The 24,064-nt window shown below is 48.2% G+C and carries 20 protein-coding genes and 2 pseudogenes; 10 read left to right on the top strand and 12 right to left on the bottom strand.

Annotated features, from left to right (window positions below; all coding sequences use genetic code 11):
- Positions 1-256 precede the first annotated feature (256 nt).
- Both OGX91_RS03475 and OGX91_RS03470 read left to right on the top strand, forming a co-directional pair.
- Positions 257-838 carry a cytochrome b/b6 domain-containing protein gene (locus OGX91_RS03475; protein ID WP_126542506.1) on the top strand — a complete coding sequence of 194 codons (582 nt, stop codon included), beginning with the start codon at positions 257-259 and terminating at the stop codon, positions 836-838.
- Between the two features lie 134 nt (positions 839-972).
- Positions 973-1,662, top strand: coding sequence for a VIT1/CCC1 transporter family protein (locus OGX91_RS03470; protein ID WP_286625501.1), 690 nt, complete (start codon positions 973-975; stop codon positions 1,660-1,662).
- 117 nt (positions 1,663-1,779) lie between these two features.
- Here OGX91_RS03470 and OGX91_RS03465 read toward each other — a convergent pair whose 3' ends face one another.
- The 5 genes and pseudogenes from OGX91_RS03465 to malX all read right to left on the bottom strand — a co-directional run.
- A complete protein-coding gene (locus OGX91_RS03465) occupies positions 1,780-2,364 on the bottom strand; it encodes a hypothetical protein (protein WP_286625463.1) in 585 nt (194 codons plus the stop codon).
- A gap of 528 nt (positions 2,365-2,892) precedes the next feature.
- Complete coding sequence (locus OGX91_RS03460; protein ID WP_286625461.1) at positions 2,893-3,480, bottom strand: hypothetical protein; 588 nt, start codon at positions 3,478-3,480, stop codon at positions 2,893-2,895.
- Positions 3,481-3,755: 275 nt separating this feature from the next.
- A complete protein-coding gene (locus OGX91_RS03455) occupies positions 3,756-4,517 on the bottom strand; it encodes a lysozyme inhibitor LprI family protein (RefSeq protein ID WP_286625459.1) in 762 nt (253 codons plus the stop codon).
- Positions 4,518-5,074: 557 nt separating this feature from the next.
- Positions 5,075-6,844: a recombinase family protein gene (locus OGX91_RS03450; protein WP_214623872.1), complete on the bottom strand. Its 1,770-nt coding sequence runs from the start codon at positions 6,842-6,844 to the stop codon at positions 5,075-5,077.
- Positions 6,845-6,929: 85 nt separating this feature from the next.
- Positions 6,930-8,060, bottom strand: a pseudogene (gene malX, locus OGX91_RS03445) (PTS maltose transporter subunit IICB); the annotation flags it as partial.
- A gap of 169 nt (positions 8,061-8,229) precedes the next feature.
- On the opposite strand from malX, the gene OGX91_RS03440 reads away from it, so the two are divergent.
- Positions 8,230-9,258 carry a Mal regulon transcriptional regulator MalI gene (locus tag OGX91_RS03440; RefSeq protein WP_040233854.1) on the top strand — a complete coding sequence of 343 codons (1,029 nt, stop codon included), beginning with the start codon at positions 8,230-8,232 and terminating at the stop codon, positions 9,256-9,258.
- 56 nt (positions 9,259-9,314) lie between these two features.
- Here OGX91_RS03440 and OGX91_RS03435 read toward each other — a convergent pair whose 3' ends face one another.
- A complete protein-coding gene (locus tag OGX91_RS03435) occupies positions 9,315-10,823 on the bottom strand; it encodes a YdgA family protein (RefSeq protein WP_286625455.1) in 1,509 nt (502 codons plus the stop codon).
- A 107-nt stretch (positions 10,824-10,930) separates the two neighbouring features.
- On the bottom strand, positions 10,931-12,106 hold the full coding sequence (manA, locus tag OGX91_RS03430; protein ID WP_005121190.1) for a mannose-6-phosphate isomerase: 1,176 nt from the start codon (positions 12,104-12,106) through the stop codon (positions 10,931-10,933).
- Positions 12,107-12,369: 263 nt separating this feature from the next.
- On the opposite strand from manA, the gene fumB reads away from it, so the two are divergent.
- Together fumB and fumC are read left to right on the top strand one after the other, a co-directional pair.
- Positions 12,370-14,016: a class I fumarate hydratase gene (gene fumB / locus OGX91_RS03425; protein ID WP_005121189.1), complete on the top strand. Its 1,647-nt coding sequence runs from the start codon at positions 12,370-12,372 to the stop codon at positions 14,014-14,016.
- 141 nt (positions 14,017-14,157) lie between these two features.
- Positions 14,158-15,561 carry a class II fumarate hydratase gene (fumC, locus tag OGX91_RS03420; RefSeq protein ID WP_155021026.1) on the top strand — a complete coding sequence of 468 codons (1,404 nt, stop codon included), beginning with the start codon at positions 14,158-14,160 and terminating at the stop codon, positions 15,559-15,561.
- On the opposite strand, the gene tus is transcribed toward fumC, so the two are convergent.
- Positions 15,558-16,487, bottom strand: coding sequence for a DNA replication terminus site-binding protein (gene tus, locus OGX91_RS03415; protein ID WP_286625454.1), 930 nt, complete (start codon positions 16,485-16,487; stop codon positions 15,558-15,560). The genes fumC and tus overlap by 4 nt on opposite strands.
- 73 nt (positions 16,488-16,560) lie before the next feature.
- Positions 16,561-17,862: a two-component system sensor histidine kinase RstB gene (gene rstB, locus OGX91_RS03410; protein WP_149691584.1), complete on the bottom strand. Its 1,302-nt coding sequence runs from the start codon at positions 17,860-17,862 to the stop codon at positions 16,561-16,563.
- Between the two features lie 205 nt (positions 17,863-18,067).
- Between rstB and OGX91_RS03405 the strand changes: the two genes are divergently transcribed.
- From OGX91_RS03405 to OGX91_RS03390, 4 genes and pseudogenes are all read left to right on the top strand, one after another.
- A complete protein-coding gene (locus tag OGX91_RS03405; RefSeq protein WP_188232213.1) occupies positions 18,068-18,412 on the top strand; it encodes a DUF1294 domain-containing protein in 345 nt (114 codons plus the stop codon).
- Positions 18,413-18,453: 41 nt separating this feature from the next.
- Entirely contained in the window at positions 18,454-18,978 is a 525-nt protein-coding gene (locus OGX91_RS03400) for a hypothetical protein (RefSeq protein WP_005121183.1), read from the top strand.
- Between the two features lie 65 nt (positions 18,979-19,043).
- Positions 19,044-19,349 (top strand): annotated as a pseudogene (locus OGX91_RS03395) (aminoglycoside phosphotransferase family protein); the annotation flags it as partial.
- A 115-nt stretch (positions 19,350-19,464) separates the two neighbouring features.
- Positions 19,465-20,493, top strand: a complete 1,029-nt coding sequence (locus OGX91_RS03390) for a HoxN/HupN/NixA family nickel/cobalt transporter (RefSeq protein WP_149691587.1) — start codon at positions 19,465-19,467, stop codon at positions 20,491-20,493.
- Positions 20,494-20,545: 52 nt separating this feature from the next.
- On the opposite strand, the gene OGX91_RS03385 is transcribed toward OGX91_RS03390, so the two are convergent.
- Complete coding sequence (locus OGX91_RS03385; protein WP_040233863.1) at positions 20,546-21,886, bottom strand: L-cystine transporter; 1,341 nt, start codon at positions 21,884-21,886, stop codon at positions 20,546-20,548.
- 245 nt (positions 21,887-22,131) lie between these two features.
- Positions 22,132-22,866: a two-component system response regulator RstA gene (gene rstA / locus OGX91_RS03380; RefSeq protein ID WP_182290500.1), complete on the bottom strand. Its 735-nt coding sequence runs from the start codon at positions 22,864-22,866 to the stop codon at positions 22,132-22,134.
- A gap of 126 nt (positions 22,867-22,992) precedes the next feature.
- Between rstA and OGX91_RS03375 the strand changes: the two genes are divergently transcribed.
- A complete protein-coding gene (locus tag OGX91_RS03375; protein WP_005121178.1) occupies positions 22,993-23,328 on the top strand; it encodes a GlpM family protein in 336 nt (111 codons plus the stop codon).
- Here the strand turns inward: OGX91_RS03375 and folM are convergent.
- On the bottom strand, positions 23,325-24,047 hold the full coding sequence (gene folM / locus OGX91_RS03370) for a dihydromonapterin reductase (RefSeq protein WP_005121177.1): 723 nt from the start codon (positions 24,045-24,047) through the stop codon (positions 23,325-23,327). The two genes, OGX91_RS03375 and folM, sit on opposite strands and share 4 nt — an antisense overlap.
- Positions 24,048-24,064: the final 17 nt, after the last annotated feature.

The following is a 24,064-nucleotide window of genomic DNA, read 5'->3' as shown; positions in this document are numbered from 1 at the left end:
CATTTAAACCGGATTATAGCAAAGAGATAGGTAGCGCAGTGGGATAAGCCGCATTGGTTCTGGCTTGACCATTTCAGTGCAGAGAGCACAATTAAATCTGGTGCTGGTATGACTGGAAGGGATATGTTTCTGCATCTATAAGAGTAAGTGCCATTCTCTGATTAAAGAGTGCTGATTTGTTTTGAGAAGTTAAGGTTTCGTTAATAAAAAGGCATGATATTGATATGGACAACTAACCCTACAAAGAGGTTAAATTATGAACGAAAATTTACGTAATGCTCTTCCTCATAGAGACACACCATTTTTCCGAGTGCTGCATATCATCGTAGCTGTACTGATTTTATTGCAGATTATTAGTTCAAATCTTACTGAAAGCGATGCGCTTAGTGACTATACACTCACTGGGTTCGTCACATGGTTCCATATTGTCAGCGGATTATCACTTATTGCCCTTGGGGTCGTAATGCTTGTTTGGATGTTGACCCAACGAGGATTTCGTTATTATTTTGCCTGGCTGACCCTTAATTTTAGGGGGGTGATTGAAGATATCAAAATGCTGATGTCATTCCGTCTTCCTGAAGCTCATGCTGGTGGGATTGCTGCTTTGGTTCAGGGTCTTGGTGTACTTGCACTATTGGGTGTTGCGCTATGTGGTGGATTCTGGTTCGCTCTCAATACGATTCCCGGAGCATCACCTGTATTGACAGAAACTATCCTGCATTTACATAAGTTTCTGACTGTATTTATTGAAACCTATTTCTGGGTGCATGGTGCGATGGGGTTGCTGCATATATTCCTCACTATCCGTAGCCAAAGGAAAAATCCCGTAACCGAATAGTGTTGTAGGGTTATGATGGGTAAGGTGCCCTGTAATGGTTGGCTAAAACTGATTATAACCGCATCATTATCTGTCAATGCATTTTCTATTTATCCGTAATTCCGATGAGTATGCGTATTTCAAGGGAAAAATATATGCATATTGAACAGCATAGCATCGAAAAAGTGGGATGGTTGAGGGCGGCTGTACTGGGGGCAAATGACGGGATTGTTTCGACAGCGAGCCTTGTTCTTGGGGTTGCGTCTGCAAATAGCAATCCTTCCGGTGTTTTACTTGCAGGTGTTGCAGGATTGGTTGCCGGAGCTATGTCGATGGCTACAGGGGAATATGTTTCCGTCTCATCTCAGGCCGATACCGAAAATGCAGCACTTGTCCAGGAAAAAAGGGAGCTAGAAACTGATTATCAGGGAGAGGTGCGGGAACTGACTTCACTTTATATGCAACGTGGACTGGATCCAGCGCTTGCCCGGCAGGTTGCGGAGCAACTTATGGTCAAAGATGCCCTGGATGCTCATGCGCGTGAAGAACTGGGGCTGACAGATACAAATTCTGCACAGCCCCTACAGGCAGCTGTCTTCTCTGCCCTGAGTTTTTCCGCTGGTGCGCTGTTACCCTTAATCGTTGCATGGCTCTCCCCTCCGAAGCTGGTTTTTTTGTCTATTATCCTTTCCACCCTTTTTTCACTGGCGGTCCTTGGCTATATATCTGCGGCTGTGAGTAAAGCCTCTCCTGTCAGGGCGATCATTAGAATCACGTTCTGGAGTACCATGGCTATGCTACTATCTATGGTGATTGGTCATTTTGCTGGGCAGGCCATGCTTTAAGAAACTGCTCAATTATCCGTGTTGACTGACGCGGAAAATTATCAACAGCTTTGGAAGCGCGAGAAAATGCAATTGAATTAGTGATTCCATGGGATTGTCCCGTGCATTTGAAGATCGTCACTTATGACAAATCTCCCGATCATAAATTCCACCGTTTAAAGCCAGCATTTGCCTCTTCTTCTTTGAAACCATTTTTGTCATGATGTGCGAATCATCTAAAAAAATGTGCCCAAATGTTCCTGGTAGTGCATTCCATCCAGCAATAATCACTGTATCGCCCACGTTTAATGCTGCTACAGTATTGTTATCATAATCCGTATTTTCGAAAAAGAACTTTAAGCCTTCACTTGAATCAGGGATATGTAACGTTACTAACGGATTTTTACTGAAAGTGGCAGTGCTTATTCTTTTTATTTTTCCTGTAACCATCAATCGACACTTTTTGAAGTCGTTTGTTGCTCTGAACTCATGTTCCTGAAATCGTGCATAAACTTCTTCGGTTGTATACAGCCTTGGAAGTATATCGATTATCGATGATTTTGTTGATTGTTCGTTTTGTTGTAAAGATGCTGAACCTCCGTTCGAGAAATGTATTGATTCAGATGTTCTGGCTTGGCTGGGTGTTATTGCTATTCCGTTCAATATATAAAGTCCGAAGAAGAAGGCAACAATTGTCGTTGACTTTTTAAATTTTGAGGTCATTTTGTTTCTCCATAAATTCTATCTTAACAAGACGCTCTCCATTGCGATATATTTTAACCTCCTCAGGGGGGGATTTCACTGCTTTACGGATCTCATTCATTGTGTCTTTAGATAACATATCACAGCTTTCCATATACATAACCTTACGGGTCGTGATATCTGATATGTTAGTGAAACAGCTACTGACCCACGATTCGGGTATTTCGATTCCATGTAACAGCTTCATATATTGAACGATGAAGTAATCTGTCAAGTGAAATCGTCCGACTGTAAGTTTCCCCTTAAACATAAGGTCAGATGTGGAAGCTTTCCACTCATTTCTGTAAACTAAACTGGTTTCATTGTTTTGCATGTTATCATCATCCGCTAAAGGTATACGCCTATTCGTTGTCATGACTTTCATATGAAGTTTTAACACTCGCATCAAGAATCATTTGTAATGTACATGAAGCTTTGCTCCCGTCGATGTGTTAATTCAAACCCAAAAAATTCAAGTGCATTACAGCTTTAATGTTATTTGGTTGTTTATTATTTGAACATCGCATTATATTGTTTCAGGTTCCATTCATGGATTTCTGGAACTTTGGAGTAGTGATCCAGAAAGATTAACTGGACTTGCATTAGATTGGCGTGGCTCATTTCAAAAAGAAACTTCTGAGGAGAGGATATACACAGAAAATCTTCGGTGATTCCTCTGCTTGCGCTAAACTCCTTTGTTTCTCCACCATCGAATTTCGCATAAACGGTGGTAGAAAAGTATGGGGCGAAAATTTCACGCTTTTTATCGTTAGTAATCGCACTGAAACACACGTCTAAGAGCTTTCCTGTTCCTTCACGTCTGATTGTGAGCATTGTTCCTTTCGTGCGTCCCAGCACGCTTACAGAACGCGTGGTGACATCACCAAATGCGTTTGTGTAGTCGACCTTTTCAACGAATCCACTTTCACGACGATCCTGTAGCATTTTTTCGTGTTGGTCTTCTGCGGCTTGTATTGCGGCTTGTTCCGCTGCTTGCTTGATTACCTTATTCGGATCTCTTGATAGCCACGCGGATATTAATACTACTGCGGCTATCACTCCGAATATTGACCAACGTGCTGTTTCCGATAATTTCATGATCTACTTCCCTTTAGTAGGTTTAACATTAATGTTTGATGTACCCAGAAGCATCAAAGATGTCTTCTGGGACGTTGATGCTATTATCATAATGCAAAGTAGGTAAATCGAATTGACTTTGGTTTTGTTGTACATCATTTATGACGTAGGTGCGTTTTTCTTTCCATTATTCGATGATTGCATTATCTGCGAAGTACAATGGTCTAATATTGTCCTTTGTATCCTCTTTAGCCACAGAATGAAGTGAGCTGGTGTTTAAGGGTAATATTGATGGATTATTTTCCATTTTCAGATTCCAGTTCACGAATTCGATTTTCCGTCATGTGGGTAAGACATGCCTCTTCATTATTGCATTGGGATTTTTTCTTTATCCATTCTCTTTGCGCAGGGAGCAAGCGTTTACGTGTATCAGAGCTAAGATTTTTCCAGACTGAATTAAGTTTATCATCGCTTGCTTTAAAACTATGTGTATCGTCCTTTGATTTTTCTGCATTGTTTTTAGGGGCTTCGTGATTGGTATCATACAAAACGGGTGCCCTTACTCCCTGAGCGTAGTCTTTAGCTGCTTTTTCCCCCACGGCTTGCCCATTCGCAGTCAATACCTTTCCGAACTCTGTAGTGTCGAAATTGTAATTGCGGATCTCGCCATTGAAGTCCAGCTTCACGTTAACGGTTGTTGACTTCGAAATGGCAGTCAAGAAATCACCAGCTTCGGACCCGAAGGAACAAGCGACTTCTTTAGAATCACTGACATTAGGGCGTAACCCGTGCATCGTGAATCTGCCGTTATCAGTTGTAGCAGTGATATCTACCAGCGGAACGATTGATGATGATTGCTTTGTCATCGCGAAGCATATTCCCTTCAGATTTACATCCCTGTCCATCCCGAGAAACATCAGTGCGTTTTTGTCGCTGCTGGCGACACCCATTGATTTTGCCTCTGGCAAGAAATACACGGTACTGGAGGCGGTGGTTAAACCTGAAACGAAAACAACACCTGACGCCATGATTTTTAACGTTTTAATAAGAATTGTCATTCTGGATACCTTCTTTCTTTCGCACTCCATCGTGGACAGAGTATTCATTCCTTGAGTCTTGTTTACGAGAAACACTAACCGAAGAATCATGATCTTACATTGATCTATAAAATCTATCAATATTGTATAATTGATCTGTAAAAACGATCGATTAACATGGGGAGAAGAGGGGGAAGATGCGAAGGGTATTGTTTTTAAAGGGTTTTAAAATGGTTCATATGCTTGGTGTTAACCTCGGGCGGCGGGCAGCGGTTAGTCTTGAATACTGCGATTGAAAGACATAACAATCTACTTTGTGCGGGGTTTCCGGCAACCATAGAGGTGTTTCGATAAGGAGCGGTGCAATAAGTACAGTTCGTAGACAGAATGAATACGATGTAATTTTGAACCCTTGTTCTACAACGCTCTGTATCAAGTTTTACGGGGTTTTATATTGAACGATGCCTGAAGTCTGCTTTAATCGCTCTGACAAGATACAGAGCGATTCATGGCTATATAGCGATGGATTACGCTAACATTTCTGTGGGGCAATTTTACAATGGCACTAACACTTACCTTTATTCCGTCAGTTCATCGATCAGTGTTCGGGGATGATCTAGTCGTTTTTTCGCTTCCGTCATGAACTTGTCTCGGTTGATCAATATGTCAATATGGTCATGCAGTATCAAACCTTCAGATTCAAGAATTTGAATATCGTTGATAGTCTGCGCTTCAACATAAATCTTACCCTTCTTCCAGCCTGAGTTGTTTTCGATAACGATACGCTGTTTATGCTGATCGCGGTATGTGATGGTAAACAAGTTGTGTTTCTTATCTATTCTGGAGCAATCTACGCGCATAATAACGGTCTTAATGTTTGCCCTTATTTTTGTGCGTAAAGGGTTAAGTGCGTCATCAATGTCAAACTTCCTGAACTTGTCCCAACCTTCAGTGTTCATTTGCACGATTGATTCATCGTATAGTCTTTTTTCCACTATCAGACTTTGTTTTTCTTGTTCTAGTTGATCAATTTGCGAAGTGAGGCTATTAATGATCGCAGGGCTTTTAGCTGAACCTATAGCCAATACATAGTTCTCAATTTGCGATTGTATGTCCGCTATTTTCCCTTCTAAACCAGATGGTTGATATTTCGTCTGTAAGAATATTCTATCGGCTATCAGTTGTAAAATCGTCCTTTCAAGGGTGCTTGCCCTGAATCCCCACTTATTACAATCTTGATGTAAATCTCTGGATGCACATTGGTAACGGTAAGCATGTGGATGGTTTTTAAGGGTTGATTTAGCCTTAACCATGTAACATGAGCAGTGCGCACAGTGCAAAATACCAATACCGGAAAGTAATGGTATTTCTGGATTACTCTCGCGATTCGGGGCAAATCCTTTGTTTCCAACTTGGAGCTTTAACGCTTCATATTCATCTTTGCTGATGATCGCAGGGTAATAATCATCCAGAACGTATTCTGCATTGTTTACAGTGATTACTTTTCGTCCATAAATGGCAGGTTCAAGGATTCTGGAACAATGCTGCATATTCCATATACCTTTTGATTTTTTGTTGCCAATAACCGGTCCATCGTAGTTGTTTTTCAGATGTTGAAGGATCATCCGATTTGACCAACCGTCTTGTTTTAACTGGATAATTTTTTTTGCTATGGGGAACAGGACTGGATGCGGATTGACATATCCAGTACTTGAATCTGTCCACCATTTATCCGACCCTAACTCTTTAATTGCGACTACAGGATCACCTGGTTTCCGTTCCTGGTGACGTCTGATCTTGGACAGAGCACTTGCAATGGTGCGGTGTGATTTGGTTGAACTTTCTTCGTTTGCACGGCTGAACAACATCACGCTAAACATCAGTTGCTGCAATGTCTCGGTGTTTACTTCAGTCTGTCTGTAAACCTGTTTATCAATCCCGGTAATTACCGTGATGCCATTAAGTAATAAGCTGGTGAAAAGGTTAACCGCTTGCATGGCGTTCTGGCGTGAGAAGCGATCAAGGGATTCAATCAAGAGGAAAGACCCCTTTGGGATCAAACCGGATTCAACTTGGTCTATGAAATCCGATAAAGCTCCTTCCTGAACGTTTTTACCCTTGTACGCGGATACCCCTAAATCTTGGTATTCCTCGAAAATCTCCAGATCGTACTCAGTAGCAATCTGTTTTGCCATTTCAGCAATGTAGCTCTTCTGACGCTCAATCGAACTACCTTTACCTTGTCGTTCGCTGGAGTAACGGATATATGAATATAAGCGTGGACGATTCATGGTATTGAATTTCACTGGAAGTACTGTATTTCTTAAGATTGTAACATGTGCAGACATTGGTCATCACCTCCTTGGTAATCCATTGGGGCGACAGGTATAGCTGTTTTTACGCCTCAATTCTTAATGAGGTGCATTTTACTTTAGTGTTGCCGATAGTCACACCGAGTACCGCCATCACGGTAAAGCCGAGGCCGGTCAATAAGGCGTGGATCACGTACAGAACTGGGGCAACAAACAAGAACAAGAATTCCAGTGGTTCGGTGGTACCGCCAATGACGCAGGCAATCAGACCAGAAATTAATAACCCTTTAATTTTATGTCGATTCTCAGGACGAGCACAGTGATACATCGCTAATGCTGCACCCGGCAAACCGCCGAGGAATGCCGGCATTTTGCCCTGAGACAGGAAGCGTGTTGCGCTTTCAGAGAAGCCTTGCGTGGTTGGGCAACTCAGCTGCGCCTGGAAAATAGTGAGTGCGCCACTGACGCTATGACCACACACTTCCTGGGTACCGCCCGCTTCAGTAAAGCGAATGAGGGCCACCAGAATATGGTGCAGGCCAAAAGGCAGCAGAAGACGTTCGCCGGTACCAAACAGCATCGGACCAAATTCACCTGCGCTGTTGATGATATTGCCGAGCCCGGTAATACCCATCGCAAATACAGGCCAGATCAGAGGGATAACTAATCCAACCAGCCCCATGACCAGTGAAGAGATGATAGGGACAAAACGGGTGCCGCCGAAGAAAGCCAACGCATCCGGGAGGCGAATGTTATGGAAGCGCTCGTGCAGCATCCAGACAATGATCCCAGCGATGACTGCACCGAGGATCCCGGTGTCGATCGACTGGATCCCCAGGATGTTTTGTATGTTATTGGCCTTCAGGATTGCCGCATCAGTGGTAGGTAAAATCCCTTTCGCCGTCAACCAGAAGTTAACGGCAAGGTTCATGACCGCATAGCCAACAAACCCAGCAAATGCCGCCACACCTTTGTTCTCGCGTGCCAGACCGAGAGGAATAGCAATACAGAACATCACGGGTAAGAAACTAAATGCGAAAGAGCCGACTTTACTCATCCAGGTAAAAAGAGCCTGAAGCACCGGGTTACCCAATGCGGGGATCAGCGTTAAGACATCGTGACTGCTTAACGAACTGCCGATCCCCAACATGATTCCGCAGAAGGAGAGCAGAGCCACGGGCAACATAAAGGTTTTGCCCAACTGCTGGAAAAATTCCCATAACGTTATTTTTGGTGTGGTTCTCGTCGTCATCTAACGACTCCTCGTGAAAGCTCGGTGACTAATGAAGGCGAGAAGATAAAACGTTTTACCTAATTTTAGTGCGGTATAAATCACATTATCGAATGATAATACAGCGTATAACTATAACCGATTGATAAAACGTTTTATCTGTCACGTTATCAGGGAGTTTTCTGTTTTTATGGCTATAGCCAAAAAAATAACCATCCATGATGTTGCGCTGGCTGCCGGGGTTTCGGTCAGTACAGTCTCATTGGTGCTTAGTGGAAAAGGGCGTATCTCATCCGCAACCGGGGAGCGGGTAAACGCTGCCATTGAGCAGTTGGGGTTCGTACGTAATCGTCAGGCATCGGTGCTGCGTGGCGGTCAGAGTGGTGTGGTCGGGCTGATTGTACGCGATCTGTCTGCGCCATTTTATGCTGAACTGACGGCAGGCCTGACGGAAGCATTAGAAGCACAGGGTCGGATGGTCTTTCTTTTACACGGCGGCAAAGACGGTGAGCAATTGGCTCAGCGTTTCGCAATGCTACTTAATCAGGGCGTGGATGGCGTAGTCATTGCAGGTGCAGCTGACAGCAGTGATGCGCTGCGACAGTTGGCTGAAGAAAAAGGGATTCCGGTAGTATTTGCCTCACGAGCCAGTTACCTGGATGACGTCGACACGGTCCGACCCGACAACATGCAGGCAGCACAATTGTTGGTTGAGCATCTCATTCGGCACGGCCACCAGCGCATCGCGTGGCTGGGTGGACAGAGTTCTTCTTTAACCCGCGCAGAGCGTGTCGGCGGCTATTGTGCGACGCTGCTAAAATATGGTTTACCGTTTCATAGTGATTGGGTTCTGGAGTGTTCATCCAGTCAAAAGCAGGCTGCCGAAGCCGTTACTGCACTGTTACGCCGTAACCCGACGATCAGCGCCGTAGTGTGTTACAACGAAACCATCGCTGTTGGCGCCTGGTTTGGTCTGATGAGAGCGGGGCGTCAGAGCGGCGAAATTGGCGTCGATCGCTATTTTGAACAGCAAGTTTCACTGGCTGGATTTGCGGATGTGGCGGAAAACGCGCTGGATGATATTCCCATTATCTGGGCCAGTACCCCGGCACGCGAAATGGGTTATACCCTGGCTGAACGTATACTGCAGCGCATTGGTAATGATGACAGCCATTCCCGCAATCTGACGCTTTCCGCCCGACTGGTCACGCAGAAGTAGCTTGCCGAAATCAAAAGCCCGATAAGCGGTATTATCGGGCTTGGTTCAGAGAAGAATTACTGTTGTGGAACTGCCGGAACATCCGGCTCGCCAAGGGTCGGCATACCGAACATACCAACAAACTCATCCAGCGGCATTTTCTGCCCGTTGAGCGTTACCTGGCCATTGGTGTACTGCAGGCTGGAGCCGATGGTGTTGTCCTGCATCGTGGTAATGCGGAACATCTGCCCCATCGCAGCCAGACCATTGACCTGCTGTTTCGCCAGACCCGCGGCTTGCTCCTGCTGATAGCCTTCAATTTTGCCTATCTGTGTCATGAACTCAGTCGCCATATCCACAGGAATAGTCAGCTTCGCGTCCAGTGATTTGACGGAACGATCCACTTCCTGAGCCAGCGTTTGTGGCTCTTCTTTGGTCGCGGTTGGATCTTTGAGCAGCAGCGACAGGTTAAACGTCGTTTCGCCTTTCGCATTTTTCCAGCTTAACGGCGCAATGGTGATTACCGGTTCACCCTTCATCAGAATAGGCAGCGCATTAAAGAACGCTTCCGTGACTTTCTGCTGATACAGCTCTGGGTTTTGGACGACATCAATCTGCGACATCAGCGCCTTGGTTTGGGCACTGTACTGCTGGCTGAACTGATGCAGGGCTTCACCGTCAATCTGACCCACTTTCAGCGTCAGCTTACCGCTACCCAAATCCTGACCCTGTAATTTAAGGCTGTTCAGGGTGTAATCCAACTGACTGTTCACGGTTTTTCCATTGTTAGTCAGATCGGATTTACCATCAATTCCCATCCCTTCCAGCACGGCCAGCTCTTTGCCTTCGACCGATATCGACAGCTTATCGAGTGCCAGCTTTTGGTCGCCGATGCGTTCACCAAAACTGGCGACGCTGCTGGACCCTTCGGTTGTCAGGTTATTAAAGGTAATTTGTACCTTCTGATCGTATTCGTTGACTGCATTAACCTGACCGCTTTGCGCAGTGCCCGTCAGGGAAACCGCGTTACCGTCTTTATCTGCGGTGAACTGGAATTCGCCACCGCTAAAGGCCACTTTTTCGTCGCCTTTCTCGTAGTTCAACGGTTTGAGGGAGAGATCGGAACGGGTGTCGCCACTATAGCTAATACGGGAGTTGATGACGAAAGGAGACTCGCCTTTGGCTATATCAAACAATGGCTTAGTGACATCGTTATTCACCAGTGTGGTTCTCACCGAAGCCATAGCAGGAATGAGGTTCAATGACTTAAGCTGGGTTAACGGGAAGGGGCCGTGATCCACCGTTTCATCCAGAACGATAGTTTGGCCTGCTTTCAGCCATGCGTTTTCCTGTCCGGCGATGGGTTTCACTACCAGTTGCAGTTGGCTATTGAACACGCCGCGCTGGTAGTTTTGATAACTCAGTTCAATTCCTGCCTCAGGTGAGTAGCGTTTGATCTGATCATTTGCCTGCGTCACCATCTCGGCGAGATGCGTTTCCAGTTTCTTTCCGGTGTACCATGCGCCGCCCGTCCAGACGATACCCAGCGCAACCACCACACCCGCAGCTACCAGCGATTTTTTCATTTCGATATCCATAAAATAAAACCAGGCGTTTGAAGACGCCTGGAGGAGTGACATGTTTTTAACTCTCTACTAGCTTAGCAAGAGTTGTTAAAAATATCAGTATCTTGCTAGAGCTTGTTGTAAACACGCGCTAAACGGCCGACGCCGCTGACACTTATTGGCGATTCATTCGCACTAATAAATGCGGATTCTCCCGGTTTTAGTACCAGACGTTGATCGCCTTTGCTCAGTAGCGCTTCACCTTCTATGCAGAACAAAATTGCCGCGCTGTGCTGGCTAATTACGGCTTCCCCGGCAGACAGTTCATGCAGGGAGAAGGCGAAATCATCAACCGGGATCGGGAAGTCGAGTTCACCACCGGTTTTGACCGGCGTGGTCAACAGTTGGTTCGCCGGTTTTGCGACAAATTTAACGTTGGCCACCAGCTCCGGAATATCGATATATTTCGGTGTCAGCCCTGCACGCAGCACGTTATCTGAGTTTGCCATGACCTCAAGTGCCACACCTTGCAGATAGGCGTGCGGCGTTTCGGCGAACAGGAACATCGCTTCGCCAGGATTTAGCTTCACCACATTCAGCAGCAGTGGGGAGAAAAGACCGCTGTCGTTCGGGTAGACATCAGCGATAAGGCGAATAGTCTGCCACGGTTCGCCTTGCTGGCTGTTAAGGGCTGATTTCAGTATTGCCAGTGCATGCGATTTTTCCTGATCCTGCATATTTAACAGGCTGGCGAAAAGGTAGCTCAGGCGCTCGGCACCGGGTTCCTGCAAAAAGTGAGCAATGGCAGGATGCGCGCCCGCAACCGGTTGTAACAACGCAACGATGTCAGAGAACTCGCGAAACGCATTCATCGCCAGGAATGGCGTCAGGGCAAAAACCAGCTCTGGCTTGTGGTTCGGATCTTTGTAGTTACGCTCAGCGGCATCCATTGGGATCCCGGCTGCGTTTTCTTTGGCGAATCCTATCTCAGAGTTGTGTTTGTTCGGATGGACCTGAATCGAAAGGGGTTGCGCGGCGCAGAGCACTTTAAACAGGAAGGGCAGTTCGCCAAAGCGTTTTGCTACGGCATCGCCTAACAGTGCGGATTTATCGTGCTCGATAACATCGCGCAGAGCAACGGGTTGGCCATCGGCCCCTTGAACCTGCGAGCTGCTTTTCGGATGAGCCCCCATCCACAGTTCGGCCATTGGCTGCTGGGTTGGGTTGGCAATGCCATAAAGTTCCGTTAACGCAGTTTTACTTCCCCAGGCGTAGTGTTGCACTGAGTTGATCAGTTTTTGCATTATCAATGCCCTGTTTCAATGTTGAAAAATCTCTGGCTATTAAACCAAGAAACCCCGGACGAAGTAACCTGCACGTGCAAAAAGTCGTACTAGTCTCAGTTTTTGTTAAAAAATTGTGTAGGATATGGTGACTCGCTTTTAATACCCTGAGTAATTCTGGTTGCAGAAAGCCATACCTTCTACAACCCGATCTGCGGCAGGGAAGCAGGGCAATGGAACATCTGCCCAGAGAATAACCAGACCGAGCAGTAAGTGAGAGCACAATGTCAAACAAACCCTTTCATTATCAGCATCCTTTTCCCCTCAAAAAGGATGATACCGAATACTATCTGCTGACCAACGACCATGTTTCCGTTGCCGAATTTGAAGGGCAGGAGATTGTCAAAGTTGCGCCTGAGGCCTTAACTTTGCTGGCTCGCCAGGCGTTTCATGACGCATCGTTTATGTTGCGACCTGCACATCAGCAGCAGGTTGCAGACATTCTGCGTGATCCGGATGCCAGCGAAAACGATAAATATGTCGCCCTGCAATTCCTGCGTAACTCTGATATCGCGGCAAAGGGCATCCTGCCAACATGTCAGGACACTGGCACGGCGATTATCGTGGGTAAAAAAGGACAGCGTGTCTGGACCGGCGGCGGTGACGAAGCGGCGCTGGCGCGTGGGGTTTATAACACCTACATCGAAGATAACCTGCGCTATTCACAAAACGCCGCGCTGGATATGTACAAAGAGGTGAACACCGGTACCAATCTGCCAGCACAGATTGACTTGTATACCGTCGACGGCGATGAATACAAATTCCTGTGTATTGCCAAAGGCGGCGGTTCGGCGAACAAAACCTATCTGTACCAGGAAACCAAAGCGCTGCTCACGCCTGGCAAATTAAAAAATTACCTGGTGGAGAAGATGCGTACGCTGGGAACCGCAGCTTGCCCGCCGTACCACATCGCGTTTGTGATTGGCGGAACGTCCGCAGAAGCCACGCTGAAAACGGTGAAACTGGCTTCGGCGAAATACTACGATGAGCTGCCGACCGAAGGTAACGAGCACGGTCAGGCATTCCGTGATGTTGAACTGGAAAAAGAGTTGCTGATTGAAGCGCAGAACCTTGGTTTAGGTGCCCAGTTTGGCGGGAAATATTTCGCGCACGATATCCGTGTGATCCGCTTGCCGCGTCACGGCGCGTCGTGCCCGGTTGGCATGGGCGTTTCTTGTTCAGCGGATCGTAATATTAAAGCCAGGATCAACCGTGAAGGGATCTGGATTGAGAAGCTCGAACACAATCCTGGCAAATATATCCCGGAAGAACTGCGTCAGGCAGGTGAAGGCGAAGCCGTGCGCGTCGACCTGAACCGTCCGATGAAGGATATCCTGGCACAGTTGTCGCAATATCCGGTTTCTACCCGCTTGTCGCTGAATGGTACGATCATCGTTGGACGTGACATAGCGCATGCGAAACTGAAAGAACGTCTGGATAACGGTGAAAGTTTGCCGCAGTATGTTAAAGATCACCCAATCTATTACGCCGGACCGGCAAAAACGCCGGAAGGTTATGCATCTGGCTCGCTTGGTCCAACCACTGCCGGTCGCATGGATTCCTATGTTGATCAGCTTCAGGCCGCGGGCGGGAGTATGATCATGCTGGCAAAAGGAAACCGCAGCCAGCAGGTTACTGACGCTTGCCATAAGCATGGCGGTTTCTACTTAGGCAGCATTGGCGGGCCAGCGGCTGTGCTGGCTCAGGGCAGTATCAAGAGTCTGGAGTGCGTGGAATATCCCGAACTGGGGATGGAAGCCATCTGGAAAATTGAAGTGGAAGATTTCCCGGCGTTTATCCTGGTGGATGACAAAGGGAACGATTTCTTCCAGCAAATTCAGACGTCGCAGTGCGCACGCTGCGTTAAGTAACGTCAGCCGCCCTACGGGGCGGTTTTTTTTACCGCACGAACCACCAAACGACAGTTTTTTCCTCGTTAATACTCATAAGACCAATGCAAGTGGGCAATGTCGAAACATAACCTAATCAATCGTTAATATAAGGAGCAGGTAATGGTAACGGTACGCCGCGAGAATGATTCAATGGGTGCGATCGATGTTCCGGCCGATAAACTCTGGGGCGCGCAAACTCAACGATCGCTGGAGCATTTTCGCATTTCAACAGAGAAAATGCCGGTCTCGCTGATCCACGCGCTGGCGCTGACTAAGCGGGCCGCTGCGAAGGTTAACCAGGATTTGGGGTTGCTGGCTGCGGAGAAAGCCTCCGCCATCATGCAGGCTGCAGACGAGGTGCTGGCAGACAAACATCGTGATGAGTTTCCGCTGGCTATCTGGCAGACTGGCTCCGGCACGCAAAGCAATATGAATATGAATGAGGTGCTGGCAAACCGGGCCAGCGAATTGTTGGGTGGTGTGCGGGGGATGGAGCGAAAAATACATCCGAACGATGACGTCAATAAAAGCCAAAGTTCAAATGATGTTTTTCCCACGGCAATGCATGTCGCCGCGCTGTTGGCTTTGCGTGAGCATCTGATCCCTCAGCTGAATGTGTTGACCACCACGTTACGTGAAAAATCGCATGCCTTCGCCGACATTGTCAAAATCGGCAGAACCCATTTACAGGATGCGACGCCCCTGACGCTGGGACAGGAAATCTCAGGCTGGGTGGCAATGCTGGAACATAACCTGAAGCATATTGAACATAGTCTGCCGCACGTTGCTGAACTGGCGTTGGGCGGTACGGCGGTAGGGACCGGGCTGAACACCCACCCGGAATATGCCGGGCGGGTTGCGGATGAACTGGCTGTGTTGACTTCTGCACCTTTTGTTACCGCGCCGAATAAATTCGAAGCGCTAGCCACCTGTGATGCACTGGTACATGCCCACGGTGCGCTCAAAGGCCTGGCCGCATCGCTGATGAAAATCGCCAATGATGTACGCTGGCTGGCATCCGGTCCGCGCTGCGGCATTGGTGAAATTTCTATTCCTGAAAATGAACCGGGCAGTTCCATCATGCCGGGTAAGGTTAACCCGACACAATGTGAAGCCCTGACTATGTTGTGCTGTCAGGTCATGGGTAACGATGTTGCCGTTAATATTGGCGGGGCTTCAGGGAATTTTGAACTGAACGTCTATCGCCCGATGGTTATCCACAACTTCCTGCAATCGGTTCGCCTGTTGGCTGATGGTATGGAAAGCTTCAACGAACACTGTGCGACAGGGATCGAGCCAAATCGTGAACGCATTGATCAGTTGCTCAACGAGTCACTGATGCTGGTAACCGCGCTAAACACCCATATCGGTTACGATAAAGCGGCTGAGATTGCTAAAAAGGCGCATAAAGAAGGACTGACTTTAAAAGCGTCAGCCCTGGCGCTGGGATATTTAACCGAGGCCGAATTCGACAGTTGGGTCCGCCCGGAACTGATGGTCGGTAGCATGCGACCAGGTCGTTAATCCGCTACATACAGGTGCAGCCGTGGGATAATCAGTCTTAACGGTTGCGCCTGAGGTTTAAAACGGTGCTGAACATTATCAGCATCGTAGTTCAGTAATCCTCCGATATCCGGCACCGTCATGCCGTTTTCGTTATTTATTAGCGCAATTAATGGCGTCGGGCAGGCATATTGCACCTGTTTTTGCTGCCCTTTGTACCAGACACGAGCGATGGGTTGTACTTTGACCGGGCGTTTGATCTTCAATTTTGCCTGCTGTGGCAGGGCAGCAATGTCCTGATATTCGCGCTCAAGCCTGGCCTGCCACTCTTCGCGAGTCCACGGATGCACGCTGCGCGGTGATGTCAGGCTCTTTTCCAGTTGTTGCAGTACCTCATCACGTGTCAGGTTCTTAATAATATGCTTGTTGGCCCAGCCAAATCGCAGGGTAGCCGGATCTCTGACGACCGTTAGCGTTCGATAGGCGTTCAACGTAATCAGCCCCGGCAGGTGGCGGTGCACCCATTCAAAACGCGCCGCCGATGGCAGACCAGAATCTACGGTGACAATACGCTCAAAGGTGGTTTTAAGCTGATTAATACGTTGTATTTGCTCTTCCAGCACGGCTTGTGTGCCGGTATTCACCTGATAGCAGAGTACCCCCGGCAGGCGGACAGCCGCTTTGCTACTGCGATTCTCGGACTGCTGTTGAATAAACAGGTGGCGAAAGTGGCGTAGTGCCAGGGTTTCCGCCTCTTTACCCAGGCGCTGTTTAACGTCGATGGTTTCCAGTGGCGCGTGTTCTGCCTCTTTCACCACCTCCGGCAAAGAGAACACGCGAGCAACCAGCAGCGTCTGCTGTTGCAATTGCCCGGTGAGGTGTGCCAGTTCTTGTTCCATCTGGCGAAAGGTTCCGTTTAAGCGTTCGACAAGATCATAGCGAGCCATAGGTTTACCATTTTAGTTACAACATACTTTTTTATAGCACAAGACACTCAGCCTGACCACCGAGCGGTGTAGGTCAGGCAGCTGAAAATTCAGGTATGTTATGCCAGACAGGCCAACTGAAGGAGAAGCGGGCACCACCCAGTTCACTTTCATCACAGATCACAGTACCGCCCATAGCCAGAGCGATGGAGTGGACGATGGCGAGGCCAAGTCCGCAGCCACCTGTCGCCCGGTCACGGCTGGGATCCAGACGTACAAACGGTTCAAAAATTTGCTCGCGCGCAGCTGGCGCGATGCCGGGGCCATCATCTTCGACGATCAGCGTTGCCTGACTCCCATTGAGTTGCAGGCTGGCTTGCACAGTAGACTGGCAGTAACGCAGCGCGTTGTTTAATAAATTATCCAGCACACGCTCCATCAAACGCATATCCAGCGCGCCGTAGTCTCCGATCTGAAGATGGCGCAGGCGTACCGAACGATCGGGATTGACGCTTTGTACATCTTCCAGATGGGTTGTTAGCCACATGGGCAGGTCCGGAACACTGAGTTTTAGCTCATTTTGCGGCCGATCCAGACGAGCATAGGTGAGCAATTCTTCAATTAACGCTTCCAGTTGACCAATATCGCGGTTTAGCGCCTGCGATTCCTGCTCGGTGAGGTTATCGCTCATTTCCAGCCGATAACGTAAACGTACCAGTGGGGTACGAAGCTCATGGGCAATGCCGTCTATCAGCTGTTTTTTACTGGCAATCAGGGCATTGATATTGTCTGCCATTTGGTTAAACGCCACGCCCAGACGCTCAAAGCTTGATCCGCTGTCAAAGTGCAACCGCTCATTAAGATGCCCTTCACCAAAACGCTGCGCAGCGGCCTCCAGTCTGAGCATCTCTTGCCAGTGTGGGCGCATCCAGATCAGCACAGGGAAGGCCAATGAAATAGCAATGAAGGCCATCAGCGCGACGTCCAGCAAGCGCATCTGGTGCAGGAAATAGAGATAAGGTACCGGGCCGACGGCTAGTACATAGTGGCTTCGCGGAATCCGTTGAATAAAGGTGTACTGATCGTCGAGCGCAACGATATCGCCTTCCCGCAAGCGCTGCATGGTGGGAGCATCCAGATGGTATTTATTCAACGGTTCTACGCGAAGATCAAAAGACAGATTTAAATCCATCTCTTTCAGGGTTTTCCCCCAGTCACGCGGTGGGATTTCGCGTAATTCGCTGCGCATCAGGTACAACGAGCTTTTCATCAAGTCGTCGAGCGACTGTCTGCCTGCACGTTCTGCGGTGAATTTGTACACCAGGCCAACCAGCAGGGTCATCACCAGAAAACAGACAAACAACAAGAGATAAAACTGCACAAACAGCTTTTTCATCAAAATCACCAGACGCTCAAAGGGTTAGCAAATCTCATGGAAAATGTGCGGATGCGGATAACTTTCCGAATGCCATCAAACACACTCAGTGGAGCAGATTACACTGTATCCACTATTTCTGCATTGCCATGCTCCGCTCGGCGCTTTGCATGTATGACGTATAATGCGGCTTTGATGCATTCTGATCTATTCCACAACGAATAAAATGAACCTCAATCGTTTCTGTTACTTGCTACTGATTTTGGCTGCGTCAGGCAGTATGTTCACCTCACATTCCTTTGTCATGTGGTGCCTGCTTGCTAATGTTTTGACGCTGGTGATTTACGGCGCAGATAAAATGGCGGCGCGTAAGGCCTGGCACAGAGTGCCAGAATCCACTTTGCTGGTGTTTGGCGTGGTGGGCGGGTGGCCTGGTGCGATTGCGGGCCAACAACTCTTTCGCCATAAAACACAAAAACAGCCATTTAAAACCTATTTCATAATCAGTATCTTACTGAGTGTTTCAGCGATGGCAGCTGTTTATTGGCTCTTTGCATTTTCATCTTCCTGAGCATCAATCACGAGCATTAAAAACAGCGGAGACAGGATGATATGAAGATCTATATTATCGACCAGAATGGCGATTTAGCCTTACAAAACGGTCGCAGTATTGTTGTTGAGTTTGCTGATGGCAAATCGCTTGAACTGGCTGGTAGCCCACAACCGTTACCGGAGGGAATCCCTGACGGGATCCATATTTGGGGCGGCAGAATTCCGTATCAAACGTCAGAAGAAGTGAAGACCTCGCAACTGGATTTCAAACCGGTAGCGGCCAATGGCATGATTGTTTCACCGCTCCCGATCAAAGAATCTGATTTCTGTATAACAGGGATGTTTATTGCAGATGATGACGGTTCTCTGCAACTGCTAAAAGTGAGCAGGGTGGTTATCGCGCTTGATAATGGCAAAACCCTGGAGTTCATGGAACATTATGCCAACAATGGGCTGCTGGTATGGGGAGGACGTGAGCCCGATCTGCAACGTCCTCTTGAAGAAGTTAAGCAAAGAACCGAGAGCCTTGGATTGTATCTACTGGCAGGCAACGTTGTTCATGTATTTCCCTATAAAGTGGAGTAACAATATGTTTTATCGCCTCAAGGCTCAATCAAATAAGAGGCCGCATTGGATAAATCTGTAGTCAATGGCTGGCTATCGATCCCAAAGGACTGGTGGGTGAGCGCGGGTTTGATTACGCCAATATCTTTACCAATCCGGATTTTGCCGATCCCGCCAGGCCTGTCGCCATTGAGCCTGAAATATTCACGCAACGCGTGAATATCGTGCGCGAAACTGCCGGGATAGAACGGCAACGTTTGTTGATGTGGATTATTGCCTGGTGTGGACTATCGTCCGCCAGGTTTATGCAAGAGGGGGACAGTGCGACGGTCCCCCTGCGTGTCGCAGAGTTAGCGATTGCGGAACTCGCCTCAGGTAGTCATCAACTTTGATCTACGACACTGGGCTGGTAATTCTTAAGGGTTATCATTAGTCTGGTAAACGTTTTAATAATCAATCAGTGAACGGCGGTGTGTTGGTGAGTTCAAATTTAACGGGCCGTGAACGATGAGCCCATTGCTTTCATTATTAAAAAAACGCCCGAACATTCTTTTGTTGATGGTTATACTCATTGGGGCAAACATCGTCGCGTGGCTATGGGCTTTCACCGCGTTTAGCAACAACACTTCGTTACTGGCGCTGAGCCTGATCGCGTGGTGTTATGGTTTGCGTCATGCAGTCGATGCCGACCATATCGCCGCTATCGATAACGCGACGCGAAAGCTCATGCAGCAGAACAAACGAGCCCTGACGACGGGAGCCTGGTTTTCCCTCGGGCACTCCACCATCGTCGTGCTGGCAAGCATTGGTATTGCTCTGACCACCAGCGTGTTTAAGCAGCATATGGTATGGTTTCAGAATATTGGTGGAATTATCGGAACCACCGTTTCTGCCGCATTTCTGCTTATTCTGGCTACCATCAACCTCATCATTTTCTGTCAGGTCTGGAAGGCGTTCCGCCATCTGAAACGTTCCGGTATTTATGATCTCTCCACGGAAGATGCCACGGTTTCAGGTCCGCTGAATTGGCTATTCCGCTCAGCCTTCAGGTTGGTTGGGAAAGACTGGCACATGTATTTTGTTGGTTTCTTATTTGGCCTGGGCTTTGACACCGCGACTGAAATCTCGTTATTGGGCATATCGGCTTCAAGCGCCTCCAACGGGATGTCTGTCTGGTCCATTTTAGTATTCCCGGCGCTGTTTACTTGCGGTATGGCGCTGATTGACTGCCTCGACAGTATTCTGATGGTTGAGGCCTACGGATGGGCGTTCAATAAGCCGCAGCGTAAGCTCTATTACAATATGACCATTACCGGGACTTCCGTGATCGTTGCGCTATTTATTGGCGGAGTGGAGGCGCTGGGGCTTCTTTCGCAGGCGTTTTCACTGCAGGGAGGGTTGTGGGATGCCGTCAGTGATTTGAGTGACCATATGGGGAATGTCGGGTTTGCCATTATTGGCCTCTTTATCGGCTGCTGGATTATTTCTGCAGTAAATTACCGTTGGAAAAAATACGACGGACTGACGTTTAGTTAATGCAAAAAAGCCTTCCTGTTCACAGAAGGCTTTAATCATACAGAAAGACTGACTAACTCGCGTTGACGCGTTGCGGTTCTTCAGCTCGCTTGTTCAGGAACCTGTTTGCCAGCACGCCTGACATCATAGAACCATTCACGTTTAATGCCGTTCTGGCCATATCGACAACAGGCTCGATGGCGATGAAAATCCCCACCAGTGCAACCGGGAAATTAAGCGTTGAAAGGACGATCAGCGCAGCGAATGTTCCGCCGCCGCCTACGCCAGCAACGCCGATAGAGCCCAGCGCAATTGCAGGCAGCATGGCGAGTAGAAAATGAACCGATAGCGGATCAATCCCAATTGTTGGCGCAATCATCGCTACCATAATGGCAGGGTAGATCCCTGCGCAGCCGTTTTGACCCATGCTTGAGCCAAATGAGGCCGCGATATTGGCAATTGTATTTTGCACGCCAAACTTTTCCTGAGCGGAAATAGCCAGCGGAATAGATGCCGCACTGCTGCGTGAAACAAATGCAAAGGTTAATACCGGCCAGACGGTTTTAAAATAGTGAACAGGATTATTGCCACTCAGCACCAGTATTAGCGCATGAACAATAAACATCACCAGAATTGCAAGATAACAGGCGGCGATAAAGCCTAACAGACTGGCAAATTGCTCCAGGCGATATGCTGAAAATACGCCAGCCATTAATGCCATCACGCCATAAGGGGTGAGGGCAATAACGATGCGTACCATCTTCATCACCCAAATCTGAATGGCGTTAATGCCAGCACTTAATTTTTCACCTTCTTGCGGGGCGTCTTGTTTGACCTTTAATAATGCCACGCCAGCCAGTAGCGTGAAGATAACTATGCCAATAACGGAAACGCTTCTGGCGCCAGTCAGGTCGAGAAAAATGTTGGTAGGTATCAGCGATGTAATTAGTTTTGGCAGCGAAATGGCAGCCGTTTTACTCACATCATCAGCCGTCAGCGTGGACTGCATATGAACAAACGCGCTGGCGTCCAGACCTAATACATGCGCTGTCAGTAGCCCAACAAATCCGGCAATCATCACCAGACAGAGCATACATCCGACGATGGTTAATGACATTTTCCCAATGCCTGCATTGTTTTCAAGCTTATTAATGGCCGAGAGAATAGAGATGAATATCAGCGGAACCGCAACCAGCTTCAGTAAATTCACATAGCCGTTGCCAATAACGTTATACCAGTCGATAACCGTTTTACTGTCGTCAGTTGCAATGAGATGCAGGGATAAGCCGATAATGGCACCTAAAAAAATAGCGATGAAGACACTTTTTGAAAGGGAGTGATTTTTTTGGTTGATTCTGAAAATAGCCCATGAACAAACCAAAAAAAACGCGATATACGCGAACGTAACGAACATAGTGTAGCCTCTTGCCTCATTCAGCACCTGAAATGCCGGAAAGAGAGTTGTCATTGCGAAATAAACCTATGAACCCTAAGGGTTCAGGACCGGAACGGATTATAGGGAGCGAGGAGGTGAGCGGCCATACAAAAAATGTGTAATGGAACTGGATGGCGTTTGTATGCCTGTTATGTAGCCGATTGCATGTGACAGTGTAACGTGAAAGGGTGAGTTTGGCCGATCAACGTGACCGGCCCGGCGGATTACTTCTGAGTCTCGTCGTCCCAGGCGTGCGGCGCGAACAAATAACCTTTGTTGCGTACCGTTTTGATTCGGTAGGGTTCCGTCGCGTTATCGAGCAGTTTTTTACGTAACCGGGAGATCGCGACATCCACGCTGCGATCCATGCCGTCATAACTTACGCCGCGCAGATTCTTTAGCAACGCATCGCGGTCCATAATCTGCCCGGCATGGGTTGCCAGTTCCCAAAGTAACTCAAAATCCGCCGTAGAGAGGGCGACTTGTTCACCGCCGAGCAGCACAGACCGATTTGTTGGATCAATGGTCAGGGTGCCAAAACGCAGCGTGGTGTGCGGGGTGATGGTGGCAGCCTGAATCCCTTTAGCCTGGGCTGAATGTTCGTTTTGGCGTAAATGCAGGCGCAGGCGAGCGAGCAGCACCGCCGGTGGTGTGGTTTTCAGGATATAATCGCAGGCACCCATTTCGAGGGCCAGAATATGGTTCATGTCACTGTCCAGCGAAGTCAGCAGGACAATTGGACCTTGCCAGCGCCCACGCAAATCACGGCAAATAGTCATACCGTCCTTACCTGGAAGCATAATATCTAACAACACCAGATCGGGTTGCACTTGCAGAATTTTCTCTTCGGCCAAATCACCACGAGGTTCAACGATAACCTCAATATCATGCCGGGCCAGATAGGCCGCAATCAGCGAACCGACTTCGGGATCATCTTCAACAAATACGATGGTGTTCATATCATTCATTTTGAATATAAAACGCCAACATACACCGCCATCGTTTTTCCTTCCATTAATCTTTTCTAAACGAGAACGCTTCCGTTATGCTAGAGGCTGATGTTATTGATGTGTTAAGGCAAAACGATGGGGCTCGTAGTAAAAGCGGCGCTGGGCGCGCTGGTAGTGGTGCTGATTGGTTTACTGGCTAAAACAAAGAATTATTATATTGCGGGGTTAATTCCACTGTTCCCGACCTTTGCGCTGATAGCTCACTATATTGTGGCCAGTGAGCGTGGAATAGAGGCATTACGTACAACTATCGTCTTCAGCATGTGGTCGATTATTCCCTATTTTGTCTACCTCATTTCACTGTGGTACTTCACTGGTTTTATGCGTTTACCCGTCGCGCTCATTGGCTCGGTAGTCTGCTGGAGCTTGAGCGCGTGGTTGCTGATCTTTTGTTGGATAAAACTGCACTAGCGCAGGTGGCGACCACCGTCAACGGCAAAGCTGCGGCCGGTGACAAAGCAACTGGTAAACAGGTAGTCTATTAAATCAATGACTTCTTTTTCACCGGGCGCTGTTTTCATCAATGATTTATTCAGCGCCTGCTGACGATATTCTGCATCGTCACCCTCGTTAAACAGGATTAGCGAGGGGGCGATTGCGTTAACTTTCACTTCCGGAGCCAGTTTGCGGGCGAATGAACGGGTCATGTTATCCAGAGCAGCTTTACTGGCAGCATACGCAATATGCTTGTCGCTGCCACGCTCTACGACGTAATCAGTAAAATGGATAATATCGCTGGCCGCATGCCCATGTCCGCGCAGCAGGCCTTCCAGCGCGTGATTAAGCAGGTAAGGGGTATTCACGTGGATCTGCATCATACTGGACAGCACCTCAGAAAGCGGTAGCCCCGGTTTTTCGGCAAGCCAGGCGCTGGCATTATGCACAATAGCGCGTAAACCTTCGGTACGGGCTTTCACTTCATTGGCAAAAGCGAGTACACCTTCGTCGGTCGCGAAGTCAGCCTGAATACACAGTGCACCCGCCTCTTGCAGGCCATCAATCGCCGGGTAGTGTGTCCGGTAGCTGACGATCACTGGCTGCTTTTGATTCAGAAAATGCCACGCGATGGCGAGACCGATGCGACGGCCCCCTCCGGTGATAAGTATTGGCAAAGCGGGCTTTTTACCCATCGAGTTCTCCAAGAGTC

Source organism: Citrobacter sp. Cpa228, assembly GCF_030333085.1.
Taxonomy (GTDB): Bacteria; Pseudomonadota; Gammaproteobacteria; order Enterobacterales; family Enterobacteriaceae; genus Citrobacter; species Citrobacter pasteurii.
Note: the sequence above shows the minus strand (reverse complement) of the source record. Positions and strands in the feature narration are given on the sequence as shown.